Here is a 23,810-nt window from a genome sequence, read left to right on the forward strand (position 1 = left end):
CTCAGACGCGCTGGAAGGTGCGGGTGCCGAACAGGCCCTGGGGGCGGATCAGCAGCACCAGCACGGTGAACGAGAACACGAACGTGTCGCGGAAGCCGGCGGAGACGTAGTTGGCCGCCAGGTTGTCCAGGACACCGATGGCCAGCCCGCCGACGACGGCGCCGTACATGCTGGTCAGACCGCCCAGGAAGATGCCGGCGAAGGCCCGGAACAGCGGTGCGGTGAGCGCCGTGGTCGCCAGGCCCGAGCGCGGTGCGTACAGGCACGCGGCCAGCGCGGCGAGGCCCAGCCCGAGGGCCCAGGAGATCCGGGCCAGCCGCTGGGCGCCGAGGCCGACCACCCGGGCCGTCTCGGCCGACTCGGCCACGGCCCGCATGGCCGAGCCGAGCGTGGTGCGCGAGAACAGGTAGCCCACCAGCGCCATCGCCACCGCGGCGACACCGATCGTCACCAGGCTCTGCACCGGCAGCGCCGCGCCCGACCAGCGCACGGTGCCGTCCACCAGGTTGGGGAAGTCCCTGGGCTGCTCGCCCCAGACCGACCCGGCCAGGTTCTCGGCGATCAGTGAGACCCCCATGGTCACCACGAGCGCGGAGAACAGCTGCCCCTGGCCCAGCGGCCGGATCACGGTCTCGCGCACCAGCAGGCCCGCCGCGACGGTGACGGCGATTGCGGCGAGCAGGCCGAGCACGGTCGCCACGCCGCGGTCGTGCAGCGTGACCGCCACGTACAGGCCCAGGGTCGCGAGCGACGCCATCGCGAAGTTCACGACGTCCGTGGCCCGGTAGATGATGACCAGCCCGAGGCCCATGAGGCCGTACACGGCTCCACTCGCCACACCGCTGACCAGGACAAGCAGGAACTGACTCACAGTCCCTCCCTCGGGGAAGAGCGCGTTTCACGCCACGCGTGCGGGACGTACGGGCACCGTGGCCGACGCCAAGTCAAAGTGAACTCACTTCAGTAAGCTAGGCACTGCGGCGCCGGGCGGGCAAGACTCGTGCACGGGATTTGTGCGTGCCGCCCGGCGGGCGGTCTCAGCGGCCGCCGGCCGCGGCTTTCCCGGCGAGCGCGGTACGGGCCGCCGCCAGCCCGAAGACCAGGGCGGGGGCGAGGCCGCCCGCGTAGGCACGCCGGTACAGCCCGCCCGCGTCCGCGCCGGCCGCGAGCAGCCCGGGGACGGGACCGTGCCCGCCGGCGCCCGCGACCGAGGGCCCGCTCAGGACACGGGCCGCCGAGTCGATCAGCAGGCCGCCGAAGGTGAACGTGACCGCCGGAGCGGCCTCGACGACGTAGAAAGGCGGTTCGTCCAGCGGGCGCGAGTCCAGCAGGCGGCCGGGCGCCGGGGCCGCGCCCGATGCCGCTTCGGCGTTGAACTCCCTGATGCGGTCCCGGATCACGGCGCCGGGATAGCACCACTCCTCGGGCATCGACGCGAAGTCCGCCAGATCCTCCGCCACCGCGCAGCGGGCTCCGGCGCGATGGCACAGCTGGAACTTGTCGACGCCCGGGATGCCCTCCACGTACGAGGCGCTGATCCACTCCCGGTGCACGCGCGCGTCCGCGACCAGCAGGCCGCGGGCCCGCGGCCGGTCCAGCAGGGCCATGGCGGTGAGGTGGTCGCCGACCGTCTCGTCGACGAAGCGCTCGCCTTCGGTGTCGAACAGCAGGGCGTGCTCGCTGTAGTAGAGCGCGAGGTCGACGAAGCGTGCTGGATCGGCCAGGGAGACGCCCGCCGGCATCAGGTGGCCGTAGAAACCGGCGTCCTTCGCACCGAACTCCGCCCCGGCCGCCCGGCCGAGCGCCAGTCCGTCGCCGCGGCTGTGCGGGTTGGCCCGCAGTGCGACCTCCGCGGCCTGCGGGTGGAGGTGCCGGGCGCGCAGCTCGGGGTCGCCCTGGAAGCCGCCGGTCGCGAGCAGGGTCCAGGCGGCCTCGATACGGCGTGCCGAACCGTCCGGCAGGAGGCACTCGGCCCCCGTCACCCGGCCGTTCTCCGTCAGGAGGGTGCGGGTCCAGGTGGCGGTCAGCACCTCCTGGCCGTGGTCGCGGACGAGCCGTTCGCAGGTGTCGAGGTAGTGGTTGGTGTCGATCTGATGTCCGCGGCCGAAGCCGAGAACGGGCACCGGGGGCCTGCACTCCACGCCGAGCGACCGGACCCAGGCCACCCCGTCGGCGAATCCGCCGACCAGGGCCGCGGCCAGCTGCGGGTCGCCGTCCGGGTTGACCCGGCGCAACTCCTCGACCGTGGGGGCGGTCCAGATGAAGCCGGCGAAGCGGGCGGAGCCGCCGGTGCGCTCCGCCTTCTCCACCAGCACCACCGAGCCGCCCTCGGCCGCCACCCGGGCGGCGGCCGAGAGCCCCGCCATGCCGCCGCCGATCACCAGCAGATCCACTGTGTCCGCGCCCATGGGCAGTCCTCCGCCTCTGTGTCACCGAATGGGATAAGACGCTAATTGAACTCACTTCTGTAGTCGAGAGGTCGGTGAGGGTGCGCTTCGGCAGTGCGGTTTCGGCCGCGTCGTCGCCTCGGCCCGGGACGCGGCCCGGGACGCGGTTCGGCACTCGGGCCGGGGCTCGGCCCGCAACTGGGCCCGGGGCTCGGGCCGTGGCTCGGCCCGGGACTCGGCCTCATGGACTCGGCCGCAAGCTCAGTCGGAAGCTCGGTCCGGAACGACGACCGCGCGCCCCCGAACCGCGCCCGCGCGCAGCCTCTCGAACGCCTCCGGCGCGCCCGACAGCGGGTACCGCTCGACCTCCACGCGCAGGGCGCCCTCCCGGGCCAGTGCGACCACCCGCCGGAGCTCGGGCACGGTCCCCCAGAAGGGCAGCGAGATCCGCGTTCCGGGAGGGAGCGCGCCGGGCTTGCGGACCGTCAGTTCACCGCCCCCGCTGCCGACGACGACCAGGTCCCCGCCGGCCCGCAGTACGGCGACGCCGAGTTCGAGGCTGGCGCGACTGCCGACGAAGTCGAACACGGCCACCGCCCCGGTCCCGCCCGTCCGGGCCCGCAGGACCCGGGCGGTGTCGGGCCGCGGCAGCGTCGCGAAGTGCGCGCCGCAGGCGTCGGCCAGGGTCAGCGCCTCCTCCCGCACGTCCACGGCCAGCACCTGTGCGGTGGTCGTGGCCCGCAGGATCCGGACCGCGAGGTGACCCAGCCCGCCGACACCGAGAACGACCACACTCGCGCCGTCGGCGAGCGGGGCCCCGACGGTGGCGACCGCGTGGTACGCGGTGAGCCCGGCGTCGGTCAGCGGCGCCGCCTGGACCGCGTCCAGGTCGCCCACCGGGACCAGCAGCCGCCCGGACGGCACCAGTACCGTGTCGGCCATCCCGCCGTCGCGGCCCAGCCCCGCCCCGGTGCCGGCCAGTTCCCGGTCGAGGTCCGGTCGCCGGTCGCAGTAGTTCTCCGCGCCCGCGCCGCAGTGCGCGCACCGCCCGCAGCCCCACGGCCCGTACACGACGACGCGCTCCCCGACGGCCGGACCCACCGCCCGCGGGCCCCGCTCCAGCACCCGGCCGGCGACCTCGTGGCCGAGGGTGAACGGAACCCGGTACGGGAGACCGCCCGCGGCGGCGTCGATGACGTGCAGGTCCGACCGGCACAGCCCGGCCGCCTCGACCCGCAGCAGCACTTCCTCGCCCGTGGGTACCGGCCTCGGCAGTTCGGTGAGGACGGGAGGCCCGCCCCAGCGCGTCAGCCGGACCGCTCTTGCTCTGGCTGTTGACATGGCCGAGACGGTAACAAAAATGAAGTCAGTTCAGTAAGGGTGAGGTGAGCGGAGGAAGAGGTGACCGCTATGGATGACGGACGCGGTGACGGACGCGGTGACGGGAGGGCGGGCCGTTTCGGCGGTCGCGTCGCTCTGGTCACCGGTGCGGGTTCCGGTATCGGCGCGGCGGCCGCCCGGCGGCTCGCGGAGCAGGGCGCGGAGGTCTTCGCGGCCGACATCGACGGCACCGCCGTCGCGGCCGTGGCGGAGGAACTGCCCGGCGCCCAGGCGCTGACCGTGGACGTCGCGGACCGCGCACAGGTCGACCGGGCCGTCACGGACGCGACGGCGGCGCACGGACGCCTGGACGTGGTGGTGCACGCGGCCGGTGTGGACGATCCCGCCGCCAAGGAGTGGATCGCCGACGCGCTGCTCGACGGCCGGCCGCCCGAGGTGACCACGAGACTGGGCGACGACGCGTGGCGGCGGGTGCTGCGGGTCAACCTCGACGGCACCTTCCACGTGCTGCGCGCCGCGCTGCGCGTCATGGCGCCCCGCGGATCCGGGGCGGTCGTCACCGTCGGCTCCTCCTCGGCCTTCGACACGCTGGCCGGCTATCCGCACTACGCGGCGTCGAAGGCCGGTGCGCACGCGCTGAGCCAGGCCGTCGCCAAGGAGGCGATCGCGTTCGGCGTCCGCGTCAACACGGTGGCGCCGGGACCGACGGAGACGGGCATGGCGGCGCGCACGCCCGCGGCGCTGCGGCGCGGCTTCGCCGATCCACGGGTCCGGCCCTACGCCACGCCGGAGGAGATCGCCGACATCGCCCTGTTTCTGGCGAGTGAGGACGCGGCGAATCTCGTGGGCGCGGTCCTGCTGGCCAACGGCGGACGGTTCACGGTGTGAGGGAGGTCCGGATGGTCCGGCTCGACGTCGATCCCGAGCTGCTGCTGGAGACCGAGGAGCAGCGCCAACTGCGCGCGGTTCTGCGGGATGTGCTGACCGGCTCCTGCGGGCCCGAGCAGGTCCGCCGGCAGGCCGCGGGCCCGCGCGGATTCGACCGGGCGCTGTGGGACCGGCTCGCCGGTGAGATCGGCGTGCACGGCCTCGCCGTTCCCGAGGAGTACGGCGGCGCCGGTTACACCTTCGCCGAACTCGCCGTCGCCCTGGAGGAGACGGGACGCGTGCTGTGTCCCGTGCCGCTGCTGCCGGCCGTCGTGCTGGCCGGGGAGGCCCTGCTGGCCGGCGGCGACCGGCGGGCCTGCGAACGCTGGCTGCCGGGCATCGCCTCCGGAGCCCGCACCGCGACCGTCGCCGGCCTGCTGCACCCGGCCCGGGTCACGGCCGAGCGCGGCCCCGACGGCTGGGTGCTGCGCGGCGAGGCGGACTTCGTGCCCGACGGCGAGGGAGCCGACCTGCTGCTGGTCGCCGCCCGTGCCCCGGACGGGGAGCGGCTGTTCGCCTGCGCGCCCGACGCCGCGACCTGCCGCCGTACGGCGCGCCGCGTCCTCGACCCCACCCGGCGCCAGGCGCTGGTCCGCTTCACGGGAGCCGCGGCCGAGCCGGTCGGCGAGCCGGGGCAGGTTCCGGAGATCGCCGCCGCCGTGCTGGACGCCGGACGGGTGGCACTGGCCGCCGAGCACGTGGGCGGCAGCGCCCACGCGCTGGACGCCACCCTGGACTACGTGTCCCACCGAACTCAGTTCGGTAGGGCAGTCGGATCCTTCCAGGCGGTCAAACACCGGCTGGCCGACCTCCTGGTCGCGGTCGAGGGGGCCCGTTCCGCGTCGTCGTACGCGAGTGCCTGCCTGGCCGCGCGACGGCCGGAGCTGCCCGTGGCCGCGACTGCCGCGGCGGTCGCCTGCACCCGTGCCTATCGCCTGGCCACTGCCGAATACGTGCAGCTCCACGGCGGAATCGGCTTCACCTGGGAACACCCGGCCCACCTCTACGTGCGCCGCGCCAGAGCCGACGAGGCGCTTTTCGGCACGGGTGACGACCATGCCCTGCGCCTGGCCGGCCTGCTCGGCCTCGTCGGCCGCGGCGACTGACCACCCGTCGGTCGTCGATCTTCCCGACCATTGACAGGGGCATCTACCGCCCCCAGAATCGAACTCAATTCAGTTCAGTTGGAGGAGACTCATGGCAGTCGAAGACGAGATCCAGTTCGAGCGCGACGGGCAGGTGGCGCGGGTCTGGCTGAACCGCCCGCACAAGAAGAACTGCGTGACCGTGCCGATCCTCAACCGCCTCGACGAGATCATCACCGAGGTCGACGCGGACCCCGAACTGCGCGTGCTGGTGCTGCGCGGGCGCGGCAACACCTTCTGCTCCGGGTTCGACCTGGACAGCCTCAAGGCCGACTTCGTCGGCAGGTCCAACGCGATCGACGTCGCCGTGCTGTCGGCCAAGGTCTGCGACCGGCTGTACTCGATGAAGACCCCGTCGATCGCCGTCCTCGAAGGGCATGTCACCGCCGGCGGCTTCGAGCTGATGATCTCCTGCGACTTCGCGATCGCCGCGGACGACGCCCTGATCGGCGACTTCCACATCCGGCGCGCCCTGTTCGGCGGCGCGGGACCGATCTACCGCGTGCCGCGCATGATCGGCGTCCGCAAGACCAAGGAGCTCATGCTCACCGGCAAGCTGCTCACCGGGGTCGAGGCCGCCGGGTTCGGGCTCATCAATTCCTCGGCGCCCGCCGACAAACTCGACGCCACCGTCGAGGAGTTCGCCGACCAGCTCGTCGACAAGAGCCCGTTCACCATGTGGATCACCAAGATGACCATCGACCGGAGTCTCGACGCGGACATCCAGTCCCTGATGGTCATGGAACACCTCGCCGTCGGCGTGATGCTCAACTCCGAGGACGCGGCGGAGGGCGTGGCGGCCTTCCTGGAGAAGCGGGAACCGCAGTGGAAGGGCCGCTGAGCCCCGCGGCGGAGACCGGGAGCCGGCTGCGCGGCTCCCGGTGCGCCGACTGCGCGGTGGCCGCCTACCCGCCCCGACCCGGGTGCCCCCGCTGCGGGGGACCGGCCGAGCCGGTCGTGCTCTCCGCCACGGGCACGCTGTGGACCTGGACCGTGCAGCGGTACGCGCCCAAGTCGCCGCCGTACGCCCCGCCCGCCGCCGGGTTCTCGCCGTTCACCGTCGGATACGTCGAACTCCCCGAAGGCGTACGGGTACTGGCCGCCCTGGACATCCGGCCCGAGGACGCGGAGATCGGCATGCCGGTCACCGTCACCGCGGGCGACGGCGTGCCGAGGGCCACGGGAGCCGTCGTATGAGCGGCGAGGACGTGCTCGTCTGCGGTGCCGGGATCACCTCCTTCGCCCGGACGGAGGCGAGCGGCCGGGAACTTGCCGTGCAAGCCGTGCGCGCCGCTCTCCAGGACGCCGGACTGCCGTGGTCACGGGTACGGGCCGCGTACGGCGGCAGCGACGCGGCCGGCAACGCCGACACCCTGGTCGCCGAACTCGGCCTGACCGGGGTGCCGTTCACCAACGTCCGCAACGGCTGCGCCACCGGCGGCAGCGCGCTGGTGTCCGCCGTCCACGCCATCCGGTCGGGAGCGGCGGACGTCGCCCTCGCCGTCGGCTTCGACAAGCACCCGCGCGGCGCCTTCGCCCCGCGGCCCGCCGACTGGGGGCTCGACGAGGCCTACGGGCGTGACGGGCTGATGGTCACCACGCAGTTCTTCGCGATGAAGATCCAGCGGTACATGTACGACCACGGCATCAGCCCCCGCACCCTCGCCCTGGTCGCCGAGAAGGCGTACGCCAACGGCGCGCGCAACCCGCACGCGTGGCGCCGCAAGCCGCTCGACGCCGACGAGATCCTCGCGTCCGGCATGGTCAACGACCCGCTGACCCGGTACATGTTCTGCTCGCCGGGTCAGGGCGCGGTCGCGCTGGTCCTGTGCAGCCGCGCCGTGGCCCGCGAGCTCGGCGGTGCCCCGGTCACGCTGCGGGCGGCCGTCGTACGGACCCGCCGGTTCGGCTCCTTCGAGGTGTTCAGCCCCTGGGCGCCGCCGGGGACCCCGACCGGCGTGAGCGCGGACGCCGCGCGACACGCCTTCGAGGAAGCAGGGTTGGGCCCCGGGGACATCGACGTGTGCCAGCTCCAGGACACCGAGAGCGGCGCCGAGGTGATGCACCTCGCCGAGTGCGGGTTCTGCGCGCACGGCGAACAGGAGTCGCTCATCCCGTTCGGCGCGACCGGGATCGGCGGCTCGCTGCCGGTCAACACCGACGGCGGCTGCATCGCCAACGGCGAACCCGTCGGCGCCTCCGGGCTGCGCCAGGTCCACGAGATAGTCCAGCAGTTGCGCGGCCGGGCCGGCGAGCGCCAGGTGCCGGGTGGTCCGGCGGCCGGCTTCACCCACGTGTACGGGGCGCCGGGCGTCAGCGCCTGCACCGTGCTGACCCGCTGAGCGCGTCGAGACGCAACAGGACGCAACGAGACGCAACGAGACGCAACGACGCATCGAGGAGAAGAAGGGAGGTCGGAGGAGCATGAGCGGCATTCCCGAGCCGGCGGAGTTCCGCGCCGAGGCCCGGAACTGGCTGGCCGGCGTGGCGAAGGAGCGGGCCGCGCACCAGGACTGGGGCCGCGGCGACGACTCGGTGGCGGTCTTCGAGAACTGGACCGAGGCCGAGGAGCGCGCCCACACCGACCTGACACGGCAGTGGGAGCGCACCCGGTACGACCAGGGCTGGGGCGCCCTCGGCTGGCCACCCGAGTTCGGGGGGCGTGAAGTCCCCTCGCACTACGAGCAGTTGTACCGCGCCGAAGAGGCCGCCTTCGACGTGCCGCGCCGCACCGAGGTCTTCCCGGTCACCCGGCACCTCGTCGCCCCCGCCATCCGCATCTGGGGCACGGACGAACAGAAGCGGCGCTGGCTGCGCCCCATGCTCCGTACCGACGAACTCGCCTGCCAGCTCTTCTCGGAGACCGAGGCCGGTTCCGACCTGGCCGGGGTCCGCACCCGGGCGGTGCGGGAAGGCGACGGCTGGGTGGTGCGCGGTCACAAGGTGTGGACGTCCGGCGCCCGGGTCGCCACCTGGGGCGTGGCCGTCTGCCGCACCGACCCCGAGGCCCCCAAGCACGCGGGCATCACGGTCCTCCTGGTCCGCATGGACGCGCCGGGCGTGACCGTACGGCCCATCCGGCAGATGACCGGCGGCTCCAGCTTCAACGAGGTCTACCTGGACGACGTCTTCGTGCCCGACACCGACCGGCTCGGGCCGGTCGGCGAGGGCTGGCGGGTCACCCTCACCGTGCTCGCCGCCGAACGCCTCGACTCCGGCGGCCTCGGCCTGGACAACGCCGAGCGCGCCCTGGACCTCGCCCGGCGGCTGCCCCGCCCGCTCACCGGCGGAGAACAGCAGCAGGCGGCCGACCTCTACGTCCGCACGCTCGTCCAGCGGCTCACCGGACTCCGGGTGACGGCCGCGCTGGCGGCCGGCCGCGAACCGGGCGCCGAGGCATCGGTCGGCAAGCTGCACGCCACCGCGACCATGCGCGCCACCACCGACCTCGTCCAGCAGCTCCTCGGACCGCGGCTGGCCGCCGACACGGGGGAGTGGGGCACGTTCGCCTGGACCGAGCACCTGCTCGGCGCCCCCGGCTACCGCATCGCCGGCGGCAGCGACGAGATCCAGCGCAACATCCTGGCCGAGCGCGTGCTCCGGCTGCCCAAAGAGCCGAAGGGAAGCGGGAGTTGAGTACGACGACCGAAGTGGCCGAACTCGCACGGCGGGTCCGCGAACGGCTTGCCGCCCTGCACCCGCACGACCCGCCGGGCGGCCTGCGCACCCTGCCCGGCGGCCACTCGGGCCTCACCTACTCCGTCACGGCCGGAGAGGTCTCGTACGTCGTGAAGGCGGTGCCGCCCGGACAGCGCGCCGTGGGCCGCAACGACGTGCTCCGGCAGGCGAGGATCCTGCGCGCACTCGCCGGGTCACCGGTGCCCGTCCCGGCCGTCGTGGCCGTGGACGAGACCGAACCCGCGTGGTTCGCCATGGAGTTCGCGGACGGCGAGGCCGTCGAGCCGGTCCTCGACGAGCACCGTCTGGATCCCGGACGCTGCCGGACCCGCATGCTCGCCCTGGCCGCCGTGCTGCGGGAGCTGCACGGGACCGCGAGCGCGGCGGGCCGCGAACCTCTCGATCCGGCGGGGGAGCTGGAGCGGTGGAGCCGCACCATGCGAGCGGTTCCGGGCGAACTGCGCCCCGGTTCCGAGGGATTGCTGGACGCGCTGGCCGCACGCGTCCCCGACGGCACGGCGCCCACCATCACGCACGGCGACTTCCGCCTCGGCAACGTGCTGTGCCGGGGCGACCGGCCGACGGCCGTCGTGGACTGGGAGATCTGGGAGTACGGCGATCCGCGCATCGACCTCGCCTGGTTCCTCCTCTTCACCGACCACCGCAACTTCCCCCGCCTCGGCCGTGCGGTCCCCGGTCTGCCCACCGAGGAGGAACTGCTCGCCGCCTACCTCGACGGACGCCCCGAACCGCCCGCCCTCGACTGGTTCCGCGCCCTGGCCCGCACCAAGATGGCCGCGATCATGGGCCACAACCTGCGCAGGCACCGCGAGGGCAAGCACCACGACCCCGACCAGGAGCGGCTGCCCCCGACCATCGCGGCGATGATCCGCACGGCCGCCGACATCCTCGCCCCACGGTCCTGAAGGAGCCGCACCATGGATTTCGGACTCTCGCCGAGGGCCGAGGAACTCCGTTCGCGGATGGCCGCGTTCATGTCGGAGTACGTCCTGCCCGCCGAGCCCGTCCACGACCGGCAGCTCGCCGAGGCGGGCGACCCCCACCGGCTACCGCCGGTGATGCGGCAACTGCGGGAGAAGGCGCGCGCCGAGGGACTGTGGAACCTCTTCCTCGCCCACGGCGACTGGGGCGCGGGCCTCACCAACCTCGAATACGCCCCGCTCGCCGAGCTGGCCGGACGCTCCGTCATCGGCCCCGAGGTGTTCAACTGCTCGGCCCCCGACACCGGCAACATGGAACTCCTCGCCCTCTACGGCACCCCCGAGCAGCAGGACCGCTGGCTGCGACCGCTGCTGGCCGCCCGCATCCGCTCCTGCTTCGCCATGACCGAGCCCGAGGTGGCGAGCTCCGACGCCCGCAACATCCGCACCCGGATCACCCGGGACGGCGACGAGTACGTCGTCGACGGCCACAAGTGGTACACCTCCGGGATCCTGGACCCGGACTGCCGGCTGATCATCCTGATGGGGGTCTCGGATCCCGGCGCACCCGCTTATCGGCAGCAGAGCATGCTGCTGATCCCGCGCGACACCCCCGGGATCACCGTCCTGCGCGACCTGCCCATGTTCGGCTACACCGACCGGTGCGGCCACGGGGACGTGCTCTTCGAGAACGTGCGGGTGCCGGTGTCCGCCCTGCTCGGCGGCGAGGGCGAGGGGTTCGCGCTGGCCCAGGGGCGGCTGGGGCCCGGCCGTATGCACTACGCCATGCGGGCGGTCGGATTCGCCGAACGCGCCCTGGAGTTGATGTGCCGCCGGACCCTGACCCGCACCGCCTTCGGCGGCCCGCTCGCCGACCAGGGTGTCGTCCGTGAGTGGATCGCCCGCAGCCGGATCGAGATCGAGCAACTGCGCCTGCTGGTCCTGAAGTCGGCCTGGCTGATGGACACCTCGGGCAACGCGGCCGCCCGTACCGAGGTCGCCGCGATCAAGGTGGCCGCGCTGGAGGTGGCCCACCGGGTGGTCGACCGGGCGGTCCAGGCGCACGGGGCGGCCGGGGTCAGCGACGACACCGTGCTGGCCCGGCTGTACGCCATCACACGGGCGCTGCGGATCGCGGACGGCCCGGACGAGGTGCACCTGCGCACCGTGGCCCGGCGCGAACTGGCCAGGTATCCGGAGGAGTCGGTATGAACGGGCGAGCACTCGACGGACGGGTGGCCGTCATCACCGGCGGCTCCCGGGGGATCGGGCTGGGCATCGCGAAGGCGTACCGGGAGGCGGGCGCCCATGTGGTGATCGCGGCCCGCAAGCCGGACGGACTGGCCGCCGCGCGCGAGGAGCTGCTGCGGGTCGAGGGCGACGGCGAGGTGCACGAGGTGGTCGCCCACGCGGGCCGGCCGGAGGACGCCGAGCGGTGCGTCGAGGAGACGGTGGGCCGGTTCGGCAGGCTCGACGTCCTGGTCAACAACGCGGCCACGAACCCCTACATGGGCCCCCTGCTCGACCTCGACCCGGCACGCGCGCACAAGACGGTCGAGGTCAACCAGTACGCCATGGTCGTCTGGACCGGGCACGCCTGGCGGGCGTGGATGCGCGAGCACGGGGGAGCCGTCGTCAACATCGCCTCCGTCGGCGGGCTGGTCGTCGACCCGCACATCGGCTGGTACAACGCCACCAAGGCGGCGATGCTCCATCTCACCCGGCAACTCGCCTACGAACTGGGCCCGCAGGCCAGGGTCAACGCCATCGCGCCCGGCCTGGTCAAGACCGAACTGGCGCGGGCCGTATGGGAACCCAGGGAGCCGATCCTCACCGCGAAGCTGCCCCTGCGCAGGCTGGGGACGGTCGAGGACGTGGCGAACGCGGCGCTGTTCCTCGCGTCCGGGGCCTCGTCCTGGATGACCGGCCAGACGCTCGTCCTGGACGGCGGGGCGACCGCACTGCCGATCGGGGTGGCGGGGTGACCGGCACGGGCGTGGACCTGTTCTCGCTCGACGGCCGGACGGCCGTGGTCACCGGGGCCTCGTCGGGGCTGGGCGCACGCTTCGCCACGGTGCTGGCCGCCGCCGGGGCCACGGTGTTCGCGGCGGCCAGACGACCGGAGAGGCTGAAGGAACTGGCCGACGGCGACCCGCGCATCCACCCCGTCGTCTGCGACGTGACGAGGGAGGCGGACCGCGTCCGGCTCGCGGAGACCGCCTTCGCGCACGCCGGCCGGCTCGACGTCCTCGTCAACAACGCCGGGGCACCGGGCGCCGTACGCGCGCAGGACGAGAGCCCCGGTGACTTCGCGGGCGTCCTGGCCGTCAACCTCGTGGCGCCGTTCCACCTCGCCCGGCTGCTCGCCGAGGCACGGAGCGATCAGGACCGTACGAGATCGGTCGTCAACGTCTCCTCCGTGCTCGGGCTCGTGGCCGGTGCCCCCCTCGGCGGGGCCGCCTACGCCGCCTCCAAGGCGGGCCTCCTCGGGCTGACGCGTGAACTGGCCGGGCAGTGGGGGGAGTCGGGGGTGCGGGTCAACGCCCTCGCGCCCGGCTGGTTCCGCTCCGAGATGACGGACGGACTGTTCGCCGACGAGCGATCCCGGCGCTGGGTGGAGCGCGGCACGATGCTGGGGCGCGGCGGCGCCCCGGGCGAGCTGGACGGAGCGCTGCTCTATCTGGCCTCGGACGCGTCGTCGTACTGCACCGGACAGGTGCTCACCGTGGACGGGGGGTGGACGGCGCGATGAGGGTCACGGTCGGGATCGACGACGACGGGCTCGCGCACGTCGAGATGTGCCGGGGCTCGGGCAACGCGATCGACCTCGCGACGGCCAGGGGGCTGCTGGCGGCGGCACGGGAGTGCGAGGCGGCGCGGGTGCGGGCGGTGCTGCTCACCGGGCGCGGGCCGTCCTTCTGCGTGGGCGGCGACCTGAAGGAGTTCGGCGCCCTGCCCGCGGAGCGGCTGGCCGGGCACCTCACCGATGTCACCGGCGCGCTGCACGCGGCCCTGCGGATCCTCGCCGGCCTCGACGCACCGCTGGTGGCGGCCGTGCAGGGGGCCGTCGCCGGGGCCGGACTCGGGCTGACGATGGCCGCCGACCTCGGGTTCGCCGCCGCGGACGCCCACTTCACGGCGGCGTACACCGCGATCGGGTACTCGCCGGACGCCGGGGTGAGCTGGCTGCTGCCCCGGCTCGTCGGCCCCAAGCGGGCACTGGACCTGCTGCTGACCAACCGGAGGGTGTCCGCCGCGGAGGCCCTGGAGATGGGGCTGGTGAGCAGGGTGGTCGGGCCGGAGCGGCTCCGGGAGGAGGCCGCGCAAGCCGCGCGGGCGCTGGCCCGCGGCGCCACCGGGGCGTACGGCGTGACCCGGCGGCTGGTCGCCCACGCGGGCTCGGCCGGGCTGGACGAACAGCTCGACGCGGAGGCCCGTCGGCTGGCCGCGACCGCCGTGTCGGGGGAGGGGCGGGAGGGCATGGCCGCGTTCCTCGGCCGGCGGCGGCCGGACTTCACGCGTGCGGCAGTGCGGTGACGGGCGGGGTCGCCCGCACCTTCGCGTCCCGTCGATTCGAAGCCAACCTGAACTTGGGTCTACTCTCGGACGACCGGACGGTGATCGGAACCGGCCGTGGAGCAGAGGGAGAGACGATGGCAAGGGCGCGGATCGTGGATCCGGAGGAGGGGCCCAGGTCGAAGCGGGCGGCCATCCTGGTGGCCGCGGTGGAGCGGTTCGGGGAGGACGGCTACGAGAGCACCAAGTGGTCCGAGGTCGCCGACCGGGTCGGCATCGGGCAGACCGCGCTCTACCACTACTTCGAGTCGAAGGCCCACTGCCTGCTCACCATCATGCGCCTGGAGCTCCAGCGCTCCCACGACCAGTTCGTCGAGGCCACGAAGGACGTGACGGAGCCGGTCGAGGAGGTGCGCGCGGCGGTGCGCTCCGCCTTCGCGGTCACCGAACAGGAGATCCGCCAGATGCGCATCCTGCAGGCGAACATGTCCCTGCTGGCCAACCCCCGCAAGTCCAGGCGGGAGGAGACCGAGCGGGTCGCGGCCCGCCAGCTGGTGCAGATGGTCGAGCGGGACTGGACGAACCTGCTGATGCGCGGCATGTCCAAGGGCGCCTTCCCGCTGCGCGACGCCCACACCCTCGGCCTGGCCGTGCTCGGGATGATCGTCAGCGTCTGGCGCTGGTACCGGCCGACCGGGGCGATCCCGCTCGCCGAGATCAGCGAGATGATCGAGGGATGCGTGGTGCGCATGGTCGCCGAATAGATTCCGGGTCCGTCCCGTCCCGCCTCTTGCCGGGGCGGCCGTCCTGGGATCAAACTGAACTGAACTCAGGTTGTGGCGAGAGGTCTGCGCTGCCGCAGGAAGTCCGAGGGGAGAACGATCGGCAATGGTGCTTCGCGAATACATGGCCCGCATGGACGGCCAGGATCCCGAGAAGGCCCTGGAACTGGTGGAGCCCGGATTCCGTTTCCTCATCGCCCTGCCCGGGGGTGAGCGCAGCGGGTCCTCGCGCGACGAGTTCGCCGCCTACATAGCCGGGCGCCGGGCCGTGGACCGTACCCATGAGATCAAGAGGTACGCGGTCGACGGCGACGTCGAGACGGCGTACGGCTTCGTCGTCGAGAAGGGCGTGACCACGGGGGCGTTCCTCTCCGCCGTCCAGGTCTCGCCGGCCGGGCTGATGGCGCGCTACCAGTCCTTCTTCACCACGGAGTTCGACCTGGTGGACCGGCCGTGACCGCCCCGGCCGGACAGTCCACCGCGGCGTTCCTGACCCGGTGGTTCGCCATCCTCGACAGCGCCGACGCGGACCGCATCCTGGACCTGATCAGCGACGACTTCGCGTTCTCCATCCTCTTCTCGACCGGGGACGGCGGTGCCACCGACTTCCACGGCGGCCGGGCCGAGATGGCGGGCTACCTCGCCCAGCGCGAGGTGGGCGTCCGCACCCACCACCTGCTCACGGCCGGCACCGTCGGCCGGGACGAGCTGTTCCTCGGCGAGGTGCGGCGCGCCGGGGTGCCGGAGGCCACCTTCGTGGCCGGCGCCCGGCTGGACGAGACCGGGCGGCTGCGGCGGCTGATGATCGGGCGCTCGCCCGAGGTGCTGTTCACCTGAGAAGCCCGAGAAACCCGAGGAGGGCGCGATGTACAACCTGGTCCTGCTGGCCGCCCGGCCGCCCGAGTGGACGCACGAGCGGTTCATCGGCTGGTGGCGCGGCGAACACGCCGAACTCACCCGCACCCTGCCCGGACTGCGGTCCTGGCGGCACACCGACGTCGACGCGGCCCTCGAACCGCGCTCGGAGGGCTGGGACGGGGTCTCCGTCCTGACCTTCGACACCGCCGAGGACCTGCGCAAGGCACTGGACAGCCCAGAGTGGGCGGCCGCGGTCGCCCAGGTCGGCGACATGCGGGGCCGGCGCATCGCCGTCATGGGCGGCGAGATGGACATGTACCCGGGCTGAGCGAGCCCGCCGGAGCCGGACAGCCACCACCACCTTTCGCGCGAAGAGGCGAGGAAGCAGCGGATGCGACAGACAGTGCGGGAGTTCCAGCAACGCGCGGAGCAGGCCGACTTCACAGCCGTCGTCGACGACACGGGCCGGCACGGCGCGCGCGACCTGCTGGCGCGCGCGGCCGAACTGGCCGACACCATGGCAGCCGACGCACCCGACGGCTCGCCCGGCGGGACCGTCCTGCTCCAGGCCGACAACTCCTGGCGGACCGTCGCCGCCACCCTCGCCGTGGGGCTGACCGGTGGCGTCCTGGCACTGGTCAACCGGCACACCACCCGGGCCGAGTTCGCGGCCGCCCTGGAGGACATCCGTCCCGACACCGTCGTCGCCGAGCCGTCCGCGGCCGAGGGATGGCCGACGCGGGAGGGAATGACGGGTGCGCGGACGGCCGAGGCGCTCGACGGCTGGCAGGTCCTCGTCGGCCGCGGCCCGCGCGATGTCTCCCGCTGGTCCGGCGGCGCGCTCATCGGCCTCACCTCCGGCTCCACCGGACGGCCCAAGGGAGTGGTCCAGTCCGAGAGCGCCCTGCGCTACGCGTGCGCTCGCACCGCGGAGATCAACGGGCTGCGCGAAGGCGACGCGGTGGCCGCCGTCGTGCCCCTCTCCTCGACCGCCGCCTACTGCTTCGGCGTGGGCATGGCGCTGATGCTCGGCGGCCCGCTCGTCCTGAGCGGACGATGGGACCGCGCGGAGGCACTGACGCGGATGTCCGCGAACGACGTCCGGTGGACCATGTGCGTGCCGACCATGGCACTCCAGATGGGCTCGGCGGCAGCCGGATCACGGGTCCTCGAAGGCGTCCGCTCCATCACCGTCGGCGGTGGTCCCATGGACCGCGGCGCCCTCGCCCGTGCCGAACGCTCGCTCGGGACCCGGATCCTGCGCGTCTTCGGCATGTCCGAATGCCTCGGGCACACCTCCCCGCGGCCCGACGACCCGGAGGAGATCCGGCTGGGCCGGGACGGACGCCCGTTCCCCGGCACCGAGTTGCGCGCGGTCGCCGCCGACGGCACCGTCCTGGGCCCCGGCGCGACCGGCCGGGCCGAGGTGCGCGGCCCCTCCCTGTTCGTCGGGTACGCCCGCGACGGCAGGGTCGAACCGCCCGCCCTCACCCCGGACGGCTTCTTCCCCACCGGGGACCTGCTGGTCACCGGCGACGACGGGACGGTCACCGTCATGGGCCGGGAGAAGGACGTCATCATCCGCGGCGGCCGCAACCTCGACATCACCGAGATCGAACGCGCCGTCGCCGCCCACCCCGGCGTCGCCCGAGCCTGCGTGGTGCCCGTGCCGGACCCGCTGCTCGGCGAACGGGCGGCCGTGCTCGTGGTCCCGGAGGACGGCCACGACGGCATCGGCCTCGACGACATCACCGCACACCTCGACCGCACCGGCCTGTCCAAGGCCAAGTGGCCCGAGTTCGCCTTCACCGTCGCCGAGTTGCCGCAGACCACGGTCGGCAAGCTCGACCGTCCCGGAGCCCGCAGGCTCGCACACGAACTGCACACCCGGCTCGCCCCGGCGCCGGCCCCGCACCCCCACAGCCCGTCGCACGGGCCGTCGCACCGCCCATCGCACCGGCAAGGAGACGCATGACCTCCCCCACGACCCGCACCCCTCGCTTCGACCGCGGCCGGTGGGCGGAGGCGGGCGCCGAGACCGTACGGCCCGGCGTCCACCGCATCCCGCTGCCGCTGCCCGACGACGGACTGCGCGCGGTCAACGTGTACGCGCTGGAAGGCCTGACGGAGGGGCTGGTCCTGATCGACGGGGGCTGGTCGGTCCCCGAGTCCCGCACGGCGCTGGAGGACGCGCTCGCCGGCCTCGGCCACGACCTCGGCGAGATCAGCCACATCCTGGTCACCCACATCCACCGCGACCACTACACCCAGGCCGTCGCGCTGCGCAGACTGCTCGGCTCCCGGGTCTACCTGGGCTCCGGCGAACGCCCCGGCCTGGAACTGCTCGGAGCACTCCGTACGACGCAGCCGGCCGGTTCGCTGGAGACGCTGGCGCGGGCCGGTGCGGGCGAACTCGCCGAGCGGGTGGCCGCGATGGACCACGGCGACTTCGACCCGGACGTGTGGGACGTCCCCGACCGCTGGCTGGAGGCGGAGGAACTCCGTTTCGGCGACGCGAGTCTGCGGGTCGTGCCGACCCCGGGCCACACCCGGGGGCACGTGGTCTACCTCGACCAGGCCCGCGGCCTGCTGTTCTCCGGGGACCACGTCCTGCCGCACATCACTCCGTCCATCGGCTTCGAACTGGGCCCGGCGGGGCTGCCGTTGGGGGACTATCTCGACTCGCTGCGGATGATGACGACGCTCTCGGACGCCCGGCTGCTGCCCGCGCACGGCCCGGTGGGCGACAGTGTGCACGCCCGGGTCGGCGAGTTGCTCGCCCACCACGACGACCGGCTCGCCCAGACGCTGGCGGTTCTCGGCGACCGCACGCTCAACGCCCACGACGTGGCAGGGGAGTTGGGGTGGACGCGACGCAAGGTCGCCTTCGCCGAACTGAACGCCTTCAACCAGATGCTCGCGGTCAACGAAACCGCGGCCCACCTCGACGTGCTGGCGGCCCGCGGTCACGTCCGGCGCACCCGGTCGGCCGACGGCGTCGACCAGTACACGGCGCTCGCCGGTTAGCCACACGGCGCTCGCCGGTCAGCGTGCCGTCCAGCCGCCGTCGACGTACAGCTCCGAGCCGGTCATGAAGCTCGCGTCGTCGGAGGCCAGGAACGCCACGGCCGCCGCGACCTCCTCGGGCGTACCGAGCCGGCCCAGCGGTGTGCCGTCGAGCATCGCGGCCAACCGCGGTGTGTCCCGCCACAGTTCACGGGACCGGGGCGTCCCGATGAAGCCGGGATGCAGGGAGTTGACCCGGACGCCGCGCCGCGCCCAGTGCAGCGCGGCGTTCTTCGTCATCAGGCGTACGGCGCCCTTGGCCGCGTGGTACGAGAACTGGGAGCCGAAGCCGCCGACCGTACCGAAGATCGACGCGACGTTGACGACCGAGCCGCCGCCGGACCGCTCGATGGCCGCACCGGCGTGCTTCATGCCGAGCCAGACACCGGTCTGGGTGACCGCGATGACCTGGTCCCAGGACTCCTGGGTCTCCGTCTCGACGGTACGCATCGCGGCGATCCCGGCGTTGTTCACCAGCACGGACAGCGAGCCGAGCCGGCCGGTCACCCGCTCCACGACCGCCTCCCAGGCCGACTCGTCGGTCACGTCCAGCGCGAGCCCGACGGCACCGCCCCCGACCTCCTCGGCCAGCTTCTCGCAGCGCTCCGCGTCGACGTCCGTCACCACCACGGTGGCGCCCTCGGCCGCGAACCGTCGTACGACGGCGTCCCCGATACCTCCGGTCGCGCCGGTCACCAGGGCCACCCGGCCGTCCAGCCTCGCCTCCATCACGCCTGTCCCTCCTTCGGTTCAGCCCTTGACGCCACGCCAGGCCAGCGCGCCGCCGTCGATCACATGGGCGGCGCCCGTGATGAACGCCGCGCTGTCCGAGGCCAGGAAGCAGGCGAGCCGGGCCACCTCCTCCGGCCGCCCCAGCCGGTCCACCAACTGCGGGGCCAGCAGGGCCCGTTCCGTCGCCTCGCGATCCCCGGCCGCGGCGAAGTGGTCCTGCGTCAGCCGCGTGTCGATGACGCCGGGGCAGAGGCAGTTGCAGCGCACCGGTGCCAGGTCGACCGCGGTGACCTTGGTCAGATGGATGACACCGGCCTTGGTGACGCCGTACGCGGGGCAGTTGGGGAACCCGACCAGGCCCGAGACGGAGGCGGTGTTGACGATGGCCGGACCGCGGGCGGAGCGTCGCAGATGGGGCGCCGCGAACTTGGTCGTCAGCCAGACGGCCTTGAGATTGACCTCGTAGACGGTGTCCCAGACCTCCTCGGGGAGCGAGGCGACACCGTGGTCCTGGCCGGTCGTGAACGCGGTGTCGATCACGCCGGCGTTGTTGACCAGCACGTCGAGGCCGCCGAAGCGGTCGGCGCACCGCGCCACCATGGCCTCGATGTCGTCACGCACCCGCAGATCGCACACGATCGCCTCGGCCTTCGCCCCCTCGGCACGCACCAGCGCGGCGGTCTCGCCGACGGCCCTCCCGTCGAGGTCGGCGACGGCCACGGCCGAGGCGCCCTGCCGGGCCAGCTCCACCGCGACGGCCCGGCCGATGCCCCGGCCCGCGCCGGTGACGAGAGCGACCCTGTCCAAGAGGGAACCATCCATCGCCCGCTCCCTTCCGCCGCCCGCGGCGGGTCCAGAACTGAACCAACTTCAGTTCACTCATGGAGTCTAGGTTCCTGCCGGGGAGAGCGACAAGGGGTGGGACCGGGGGCCGTCGTCGAGGAGCCTCAGGGCCGGTAGACCATCCCGGGCTGGGGCTTGGCCGGGGCGAGCAGTTGCGACACCGTGACGACGGTGTAGCCACGCTCCTTGAGCGCGTTGAGAATCCCGGGGACGGCGGGCACGGTCCCCTTGTGCAGGTCGTGCAGCAGGATGATGCCGTCGCGGTGGGTCTGGTCGAGCACCCGCTCGGTGATCAGGGCGGAGTCGGTCGTCTCGTAGTCCTTGGCGGTGACGCTCCACAGCACCTGCGCCAGCCCCAGCTCCCGGCACACCTTGGCCACCTTGCGGTTGGTGCGGCCCTCCGGCGGACGCATCAGGACGGGCCTGATGCCGGTGATCTTCTCGATGGCCTCCTGTGTCCGGCTCAGCTCCTGACGGGCGTCGTCCTCGTCGAGGTCGGTCAGCCGCCGGTGGTTCCAGGTGTGGTTGCCGATTTCGTCGCCCTCGTCCGCGATCCGGCGCAGGATGTCGGGGTACTTCGAGATGTGTCCCTTGCCCTGCACGAAGAACGTGGCGTGCAGATGCCGCTGCTTGAGGATGTCCAGCAGCTTGGGAGTCGTCGGGCTGGGGCCGCCGTCGAAGCTGAGGGCAACGCACTTCGCCTTGCGGCAGTCGACGTCTCCGGCCACCGTTCCCGATGCCTTGGCCCGGGCGGCACGCGGCGAGGTGTGATCGTAGGTCGTCACCGTCAGGGCCAGAGTCACGGCGACGGCCACGACGGCCGCCGCCGCCGTCGCGGCGGCGATGAGTATGCGCGACCGTCTGGTACGTGTGTTGAAGAGCATACGAGCCCTTTCTCGGGTGGAGTTGCGGGTTACCTCGTGCGGGTGAGGGCCGGCCGCGCGGAGCGGTCCGGCGACCGCATGTCGAGGGTCAGGCGATGTCTCAGGCGGTGTCCCAGCCGACGCTCCACCAGCCTGTGGACCAGCAGGGAGAGCGCCAGCATGCAGCTGACGGAGAGCGCCGTCGCGGGCAGTGGCCCCAGCTCCGGGAACGCTCGGACCAGGCCCTTGGCCAGGGGGATTCCGAGGCTCTGGTGGACGAGGTAGAAGGGGTAGGTGAGCGCCCCGGCGGTGACCGGCCAGCGCCATGGCAGTCCGGCGAGGGGGCCGATGCCGGCGAGGGCCAGCAGCCCGAGGCAGAGAGTGAGCACGACCGCGCAGACGGCCCAGGAGGGCCGGCCCTCGCCGGGGGGTACGGAGGCGTGGTCGGCCACCCGTTTGGCCTCGTAGAAGCGGGCCACGTACCTGTGTGCCGTCATGCACTCCTTGAGCTGGGCCCCCGACGGGTAGGCGCAGTTGAGCACGGAGTCGTGGCGGCCGGAGGCCGTGATCAGGCCGTAGTCGCCGGTCGACCACTTCTCGCCCATCGGCGCCTTGGGGATGCTGCCGGCGCTGACGTAGGTGTGCGGCGGCACCAGGAGCCGGGTCCAGTGCGTCCACTCCAGCAGGAGGGCCGTCATCCCCGTCACCAGCAGGGTCAGGCCCATCGCCGCCTGGACCCGGCGGGCCAGCACGCCCAGCAGGGTGCCTGCTGCCAGGCCGAACAGGGCGGCCGCGACGACGCGGGGGCCGGAGCCGCTCAGGGCCGTGGTGTCGTACCAGAACAGGCCGTAGCTGCGGTCTGCGGCCGGCCGCCACCACCAGGCGAACACGCCCGCGAGCAGGCCGGAGAGGACGGTCGTGGCCGCCACCGCCAGGGCGAACCGGGAGGCGAACCACTGACCTCGGCTCAGGCCCTGGGCGAGGACCAGGCGATGTGTGCCCAGTTCCCGGTCGCGGCCCAGCAGCGGGGCGCCCCAGAAGACGCCGATGACGACGGGCAGGACGATGTTCAGCGCCCCGAGGTACTTCAGCGGCTCGACGTCGAGCAGGAGCGGCAGGCCGGTGTCGGACCGCGTGCAGTACAGCGGCCCGGTCGCGCAGTGGTCGAACAGCCCGCTGTGCAGGGCGTCCAGCATGCCCGAGCGGTAGTACGCGGCGATCACCGCGGTGAGGGCCAGGGCGGCCGCGCCGATGCCGACCGCGACGCGCTGCTGGCGCCAGGCGAGCCAGAGGGAGCCTCTCACGCCGCCGCCTCCGTCCGCTCGCCGGTGGGGGCGGGCCGGCCGGGCCTCTGCTCGGCCTGGAGATAGCCGATCAGGATGTCCTCCAGCCGGGGCCGTGTCGCGTGCCAGTCGCCGCGCAGTGGCCCGCGTTGCCGCACCAGGGCGGTGAGCTGTCTGCCGGTGGTACGGCGGTGTACGACGGTGTGCGGTGCGGCCAGGGCGTCGGCCCGGTCGGCGGGGCCGGTCAGTACGGCGTGGCTCTCGCGCAGCGCCTCGGCGTCCTCGCTCAGCTCGGCGCGGCCGTCGCGCAGCATCAGCACCCAGTCGCAGGTCTCCTCCAGTTCGGGCAGGACGTGCGAGGAGAGCACGATGCTCGTGCCGCGCTCGACGGCCTCGGCCATCAGCTCCGCCATGATCTCGCCTCGTGCCACGGGGTCGAGGTCGGCCAACGGCTCGTCGAGCAGCAGGAGTTCGGGCCGCTTGCCGAGGGCCAGGGCGAGCGCGACGCGGGTGCGCCGGCCGGGCGAGAGCTCGCCGACGCGGGCGTGGAGCGGGATGCCGCCCTCGTGGACGATCCGCTCGGCGGCCGTCCGGTCCCACGAGAAGTTCAGCTTCTCGCCCATCAGCAGGGTGTCCGCCACGGTGAGACGGGGGTAGAGCGGCTTGTCCTGGGTGAGCAGGGCGACCCCCGTGCGGGCCTCGGCGGTGCCGGGCGCGGCACCCAGTACCCGCAGGTCCCCGGAGTCGGCTCGCAGGAGGCCGCCGGCCAGGTGCAGCAGGGTGCTCTTGCCGGCGCCGTTGCGTCCGACGAGGGCGGTTATCCGGCCGCCGGGTACGGTGAACTCGCAGTCCCGCAGGGCCCAGTCGCCCCGCCTTCGGTGCCGGAATCCGAGTCCCGTGGCGCGCACCGCGGCCGGCGCGTCAGGCCCGGTCATGCGTCCTCCTTCCTGCGTTCCCGGTCGCCCGGGGGGTGGCTGTCGTGTTCGTTGTCATGGGTGTCCAGGGCCGCTGTGACCATGGCGAGGACGTCGGCCCGTTCCAGGCCTTCGGCGCGGGCCCGTGCCACCCAGTCGGTGATCTCCCGGCGCAGCGGCGAGTCGTCCCCCGCGCCGGGCCGGGCGAGTGATCGCGTCACGAAGGTTCCGAGGCCGCGGCGCAGTTCGACCAGGCCGGCCTGCTCCAGATCACGGTAGGCCCGCAGTACGGTGTTGGGGTTGATCGCGGTCGCCGCCACCACCTCCTTGGCCGTGGGCAGCTTGTCCCCGACCTTGAGGAATCCCATCCGGAGCGCCCGTTCGGTCTGCTCGACGATCTGTACATAGGCCGGTACGCCGCTGCCACGGTCGATCCGGTAGTCGATCACGTCGCCCTTCCTCGGTTCCACCATGCTTGTACTAATGAATTAATGGAAGCATGGTGGATGTCCTGCGGCGCTGTCAAACACCTGT

Annotated in this window: 26 protein-coding genes; 17 read left to right on the top strand and 9 right to left on the bottom strand. The window is 73.1% G+C overall.

The annotated features are described in order from the left end of the window. Nucleotide 1 precedes the first annotated feature (1 nt). The 3 genes from ACGF5O_RS32285 to ACGF5O_RS32295 all read right to left on the bottom strand — a co-directional run bounded on the left by ACGF5O_RS32285 (nt 2) and on the right by ACGF5O_RS32295 (nt 3,728). The gene (locus tag ACGF5O_RS32285) at nt 2-871 is read right to left on the bottom strand and encodes a branched-chain amino acid ABC transporter permease (RefSeq protein WP_393813419.1); all 870 of its coding nucleotides are present in this window, start codon (nt 869-871) and stop codon (nt 2-4) included. A gap of 166 nt (nt 872-1,037) precedes the next feature. Further along, the gene (locus tag ACGF5O_RS32290) at nt 1,038-2,408 is read right to left on the bottom strand and encodes an FAD-dependent oxidoreductase (RefSeq protein ID WP_393813420.1); all 1,371 of its coding nucleotides are present in this window, start codon (nt 2,406-2,408) and stop codon (nt 1,038-1,040) included. A gap of 240 nt (nt 2,409-2,648) precedes the next feature. Continuing rightward, nucleotides 2,649-3,728, bottom strand: coding sequence for an alcohol dehydrogenase catalytic domain-containing protein (locus ACGF5O_RS32295; RefSeq protein WP_393813421.1), 1,080 nt, complete (start codon nt 3,726-3,728; stop codon nt 2,649-2,651). A 69-nt stretch (nt 3,729-3,797) separates the two neighbouring features. On the opposite strand from ACGF5O_RS32295, the gene ACGF5O_RS32300 reads away from it, so the two are divergent. From ACGF5O_RS32300 to ACGF5O_RS32380, 17 genes are all read left to right on the top strand, one after another. Next, nucleotides 3,798-4,616 (top strand): SDR family NAD(P)-dependent oxidoreductase, encoded by an 819-nt coding sequence (locus ACGF5O_RS32300; protein ID WP_393813422.1) that lies wholly within the window; start codon nt 3,798-3,800, stop codon nt 4,614-4,616. 11 nt (nt 4,617-4,627) lie between these two features. Beyond that, complete coding sequence (locus ACGF5O_RS32305) at nt 4,628-5,761, top strand: acyl-CoA dehydrogenase family protein (RefSeq protein ID WP_393813423.1); 1,134 nt, start codon at nt 4,628-4,630, stop codon at nt 5,759-5,761. Nucleotides 5,762-5,852: 91 nt separating this feature from the next. Next, nucleotides 5,853-6,641, top strand: coding sequence for an enoyl-CoA hydratase/isomerase family protein (locus ACGF5O_RS32310; protein WP_362332501.1), 789 nt, complete (start codon nt 5,853-5,855; stop codon nt 6,639-6,641). Next, the gene (locus ACGF5O_RS32315; RefSeq protein ID WP_393813424.1) at nt 6,626-6,997 is read left to right on the top strand and encodes a Zn-ribbon domain-containing OB-fold protein; all 372 of its coding nucleotides are present in this window, start codon (nt 6,626-6,628) and stop codon (nt 6,995-6,997) included. Before ACGF5O_RS32310 ends, ACGF5O_RS32315 begins: the two co-directional genes overlap by 16 nt. Further along, on the top strand, nt 6,994-8,142 hold the full coding sequence (locus tag ACGF5O_RS32320; RefSeq protein ID WP_393813425.1) for a thiolase family protein: 1,149 nt from the start codon (nt 6,994-6,996) through the stop codon (nt 8,140-8,142). Before ACGF5O_RS32315 ends, ACGF5O_RS32320 begins: the two co-directional genes overlap by 4 nt. Nucleotides 8,143-8,224: 82 nt before the next feature. After that, nucleotides 8,225-9,436, top strand: coding sequence for an acyl-CoA dehydrogenase family protein (locus ACGF5O_RS32325; RefSeq protein ID WP_393813426.1), 1,212 nt, complete (start codon nt 8,225-8,227; stop codon nt 9,434-9,436). After that, nucleotides 9,433-10,404 (top strand): phosphotransferase family protein, encoded by a 972-nt coding sequence (locus ACGF5O_RS32330; protein ID WP_393813427.1) that lies wholly within the window; start codon nt 9,433-9,435, stop codon nt 10,402-10,404. Before ACGF5O_RS32325 ends, ACGF5O_RS32330 begins: the two co-directional genes overlap by 4 nt. Nucleotides 10,405-10,416: 12 nt before the next feature. Further along, nucleotides 10,417-11,631, top strand: coding sequence for an acyl-CoA dehydrogenase family protein (locus ACGF5O_RS32335; protein ID WP_393813428.1), 1,215 nt, complete (start codon nt 10,417-10,419; stop codon nt 11,629-11,631). Then, complete coding sequence (locus ACGF5O_RS32340; protein WP_393813429.1) at nt 11,628-12,404, top strand: SDR family oxidoreductase; 777 nt, start codon at nt 11,628-11,630, stop codon at nt 12,402-12,404. The genes ACGF5O_RS32335 and ACGF5O_RS32340 overlap by 4 nt, the downstream gene beginning before the upstream one ends. After that, nucleotides 12,401-13,171 carry an SDR family NAD(P)-dependent oxidoreductase gene (locus ACGF5O_RS32345; protein ID WP_393813430.1) on the top strand — a complete coding sequence of 257 codons (771 nt, stop codon included), beginning with the start codon at nt 12,401-12,403 and terminating at the stop codon, nt 13,169-13,171. The genes ACGF5O_RS32340 and ACGF5O_RS32345 overlap by 4 nt, the downstream gene beginning before the upstream one ends. Continuing rightward, nucleotides 13,168-13,956: an enoyl-CoA hydratase-related protein gene (locus tag ACGF5O_RS32350; protein WP_393813431.1), complete on the top strand. Its 789-nt coding sequence runs from the start codon at nt 13,168-13,170 to the stop codon at nt 13,954-13,956. The genes ACGF5O_RS32345 and ACGF5O_RS32350 overlap by 4 nt, the downstream gene beginning before the upstream one ends. A 116-nt stretch (nt 13,957-14,072) precedes the next feature. After that, entirely contained in the window at nt 14,073-14,699 is a 627-nt protein-coding gene (locus ACGF5O_RS32355; RefSeq protein WP_362587254.1) for a TetR/AcrR family transcriptional regulator, read from the top strand. A gap of 124 nt (nt 14,700-14,823) precedes the next feature. Beyond that, the gene (locus tag ACGF5O_RS32360) at nt 14,824-15,174 is read left to right on the top strand and encodes a nuclear transport factor 2 family protein (protein ID WP_393813432.1); all 351 of its coding nucleotides are present in this window, start codon (nt 14,824-14,826) and stop codon (nt 15,172-15,174) included. Then, the gene (locus tag ACGF5O_RS32365; protein ID WP_393813433.1) at nt 15,171-15,554 is read left to right on the top strand and encodes a hypothetical protein; all 384 of its coding nucleotides are present in this window, start codon (nt 15,171-15,173) and stop codon (nt 15,552-15,554) included. Before ACGF5O_RS32360 ends, ACGF5O_RS32365 begins: the two co-directional genes overlap by 4 nt. Before the next feature lie 28 nt (nt 15,555-15,582). Further along, nucleotides 15,583-15,903 (top strand): EthD family reductase, encoded by a 321-nt coding sequence (locus tag ACGF5O_RS32370; protein ID WP_393813434.1) that lies wholly within the window; start codon nt 15,583-15,585, stop codon nt 15,901-15,903. A gap of 63 nt (nt 15,904-15,966) precedes the next feature. Then, entirely contained in the window at nt 15,967-17,550 is a 1,584-nt protein-coding gene (locus ACGF5O_RS32375; protein ID WP_393813435.1) for a class I adenylate-forming enzyme family protein, read from the top strand. Then, nucleotides 17,547-18,602 carry an MBL fold metallo-hydrolase gene (locus tag ACGF5O_RS32380; protein WP_393813436.1) on the top strand — a complete coding sequence of 352 codons (1,056 nt, stop codon included), beginning with the start codon at nt 17,547-17,549 and terminating at the stop codon, nt 18,600-18,602. The genes ACGF5O_RS32375 and ACGF5O_RS32380 overlap by 4 nt, the downstream gene beginning before the upstream one ends. Before the next feature lie 18 nt (nt 18,603-18,620). On the opposite strand, the gene ACGF5O_RS32385 is transcribed toward ACGF5O_RS32380, so the two are convergent. The 6 genes from ACGF5O_RS32385 to ACGF5O_RS32410 all read right to left on the bottom strand — a co-directional run bounded on the left by ACGF5O_RS32385 (nt 18,621) and on the right by ACGF5O_RS32410 (nt 23,749). After that, on the bottom strand, nt 18,621-19,370 hold the full coding sequence (locus ACGF5O_RS32385) for an SDR family NAD(P)-dependent oxidoreductase (protein WP_393813499.1): 750 nt from the start codon (nt 19,368-19,370) through the stop codon (nt 18,621-18,623). 21 nt (nt 19,371-19,391) lie between these two features. Continuing rightward, the gene (locus ACGF5O_RS32390) at nt 19,392-20,195 is read right to left on the bottom strand and encodes an SDR family NAD(P)-dependent oxidoreductase (protein ID WP_393813437.1); all 804 of its coding nucleotides are present in this window, start codon (nt 20,193-20,195) and stop codon (nt 19,392-19,394) included. Between the two features lie 125 nt (nt 20,196-20,320). Then, nucleotides 20,321-21,100, bottom strand: coding sequence for a polysaccharide deacetylase family protein (locus ACGF5O_RS32395; RefSeq protein WP_393813438.1), 780 nt, complete (start codon nt 21,098-21,100; stop codon nt 20,321-20,323). 29 nt (nt 21,101-21,129) lie between these two features. After that, nucleotides 21,130-22,383, bottom strand: coding sequence for a hypothetical protein (locus ACGF5O_RS32400; protein WP_393813439.1), 1,254 nt, complete (start codon nt 22,381-22,383; stop codon nt 21,130-21,132). Then, entirely contained in the window at nt 22,380-23,297 is a 918-nt protein-coding gene (locus tag ACGF5O_RS32405; protein WP_393813440.1) for an ATP-binding cassette domain-containing protein, read from the bottom strand. The genes ACGF5O_RS32400 and ACGF5O_RS32405 overlap by 4 nt, the downstream gene beginning before the upstream one ends. Beyond that, nucleotides 23,294-23,749, bottom strand: a complete 456-nt coding sequence (locus tag ACGF5O_RS32410) for a GntR family transcriptional regulator (protein WP_393813441.1) — start codon at nt 23,747-23,749, stop codon at nt 23,294-23,296. The genes ACGF5O_RS32405 and ACGF5O_RS32410 overlap by 4 nt, the downstream gene beginning before the upstream one ends. Nucleotides 23,750-23,810: the final 61 nt, after the last annotated feature.

Origin of the sequence: Streptomyces sp. NPDC048291, assembly GCF_043201715.1 — a bacterium.
GTDB lineage: Bacteria > Actinomycetota > Actinomycetes > Streptomycetales > Streptomycetaceae > Streptomyces.

What these genes read in the sequence shown, in the direction of transcription:
- ACGF5O_RS32290 (WP_393813420.1), bottom strand. Translation starts at nt 2,408, where the DNA reads ATGGGCGCGGACACAGTGGATCTGCTGGTGATCGGCGGCGGCATGGCG.
- ACGF5O_RS32295 (WP_393813421.1), bottom strand. Translation starts at nt 3,728, where the DNA reads ATGTCAACAGCCAGAGCAAGAGCGGTCCGGCTGACGCGCTGGGGCGGG.
- ACGF5O_RS32300 (WP_393813422.1), top strand. Translation starts at nt 3,798, where the DNA reads ATGGATGACGGACGCGGTGACGGACGCGGTGACGGGAGGGCGGGCCGT.
- ACGF5O_RS32305 (WP_393813423.1), top strand. Translation starts at nt 4,628, where the DNA reads ATGGTCCGGCTCGACGTCGATCCCGAGCTGCTGCTGGAGACCGAGGAG.
- ACGF5O_RS32310 (WP_362332501.1), top strand. Translation starts at nt 5,853, where the DNA reads ATGGCAGTCGAAGACGAGATCCAGTTCGAGCGCGACGGGCAGGTGGCG.
- ACGF5O_RS32320 (WP_393813425.1), top strand. Translation starts at nt 6,994, where the DNA reads ATGAGCGGCGAGGACGTGCTCGTCTGCGGTGCCGGGATCACCTCCTTC.
- ACGF5O_RS32325 (WP_393813426.1), top strand. Translation starts at nt 8,225, where the DNA reads ATGAGCGGCATTCCCGAGCCGGCGGAGTTCCGCGCCGAGGCCCGGAAC.
- ACGF5O_RS32335 (WP_393813428.1), top strand. Translation starts at nt 10,417, where the DNA reads ATGGATTTCGGACTCTCGCCGAGGGCCGAGGAACTCCGTTCGCGGATG.
- ACGF5O_RS32340 (WP_393813429.1), top strand. Translation starts at nt 11,628, where the DNA reads ATGAACGGGCGAGCACTCGACGGACGGGTGGCCGTCATCACCGGCGGC.
- ACGF5O_RS32350 (WP_393813431.1), top strand. Translation starts at nt 13,168, where the DNA reads ATGAGGGTCACGGTCGGGATCGACGACGACGGGCTCGCGCACGTCGAG.
- ACGF5O_RS32355 (WP_362587254.1), top strand. Translation starts at nt 14,073, where the DNA reads ATGGCAAGGGCGCGGATCGTGGATCCGGAGGAGGGGCCCAGGTCGAAG.
- ACGF5O_RS32360 (WP_393813432.1), top strand. Translation starts at nt 14,824, where the DNA reads ATGGTGCTTCGCGAATACATGGCCCGCATGGACGGCCAGGATCCCGAG.
- ACGF5O_RS32370 (WP_393813434.1), top strand. Translation starts at nt 15,583, where the DNA reads ATGTACAACCTGGTCCTGCTGGCCGCCCGGCCGCCCGAGTGGACGCAC.
- ACGF5O_RS32375 (WP_393813435.1), top strand. Translation starts at nt 15,967, where the DNA reads ATGCGACAGACAGTGCGGGAGTTCCAGCAACGCGCGGAGCAGGCCGAC.
- ACGF5O_RS32380 (WP_393813436.1), top strand. Translation starts at nt 17,547, where the DNA reads ATGACCTCCCCCACGACCCGCACCCCTCGCTTCGACCGCGGCCGGTGG.
- ACGF5O_RS32385 (WP_393813499.1), bottom strand. Translation starts at nt 19,370, where the DNA reads ATGGAGGCGAGGCTGGACGGCCGGGTGGCCCTGGTGACCGGCGCGACC.
- ACGF5O_RS32390 (WP_393813437.1), bottom strand. Translation starts at nt 20,195, where the DNA reads ATGGATGGTTCCCTCTTGGACAGGGTCGCTCTCGTCACCGGCGCGGGC.
- ACGF5O_RS32395 (WP_393813438.1), bottom strand. Translation starts at nt 21,100, where the DNA reads ATGCTCTTCAACACACGTACCAGACGGTCGCGCATACTCATCGCCGCC.
- ACGF5O_RS32405 (WP_393813440.1), bottom strand. Translation starts at nt 23,297, where the DNA reads ATGACCGGGCCTGACGCGCCGGCCGCGGTGCGCGCCACGGGACTCGGA.
- ACGF5O_RS32410 (WP_393813441.1), bottom strand. Translation starts at nt 23,749, where the DNA reads ATGGTGGAACCGAGGAAGGGCGACGTGATCGACTACCGGATCGACCGT.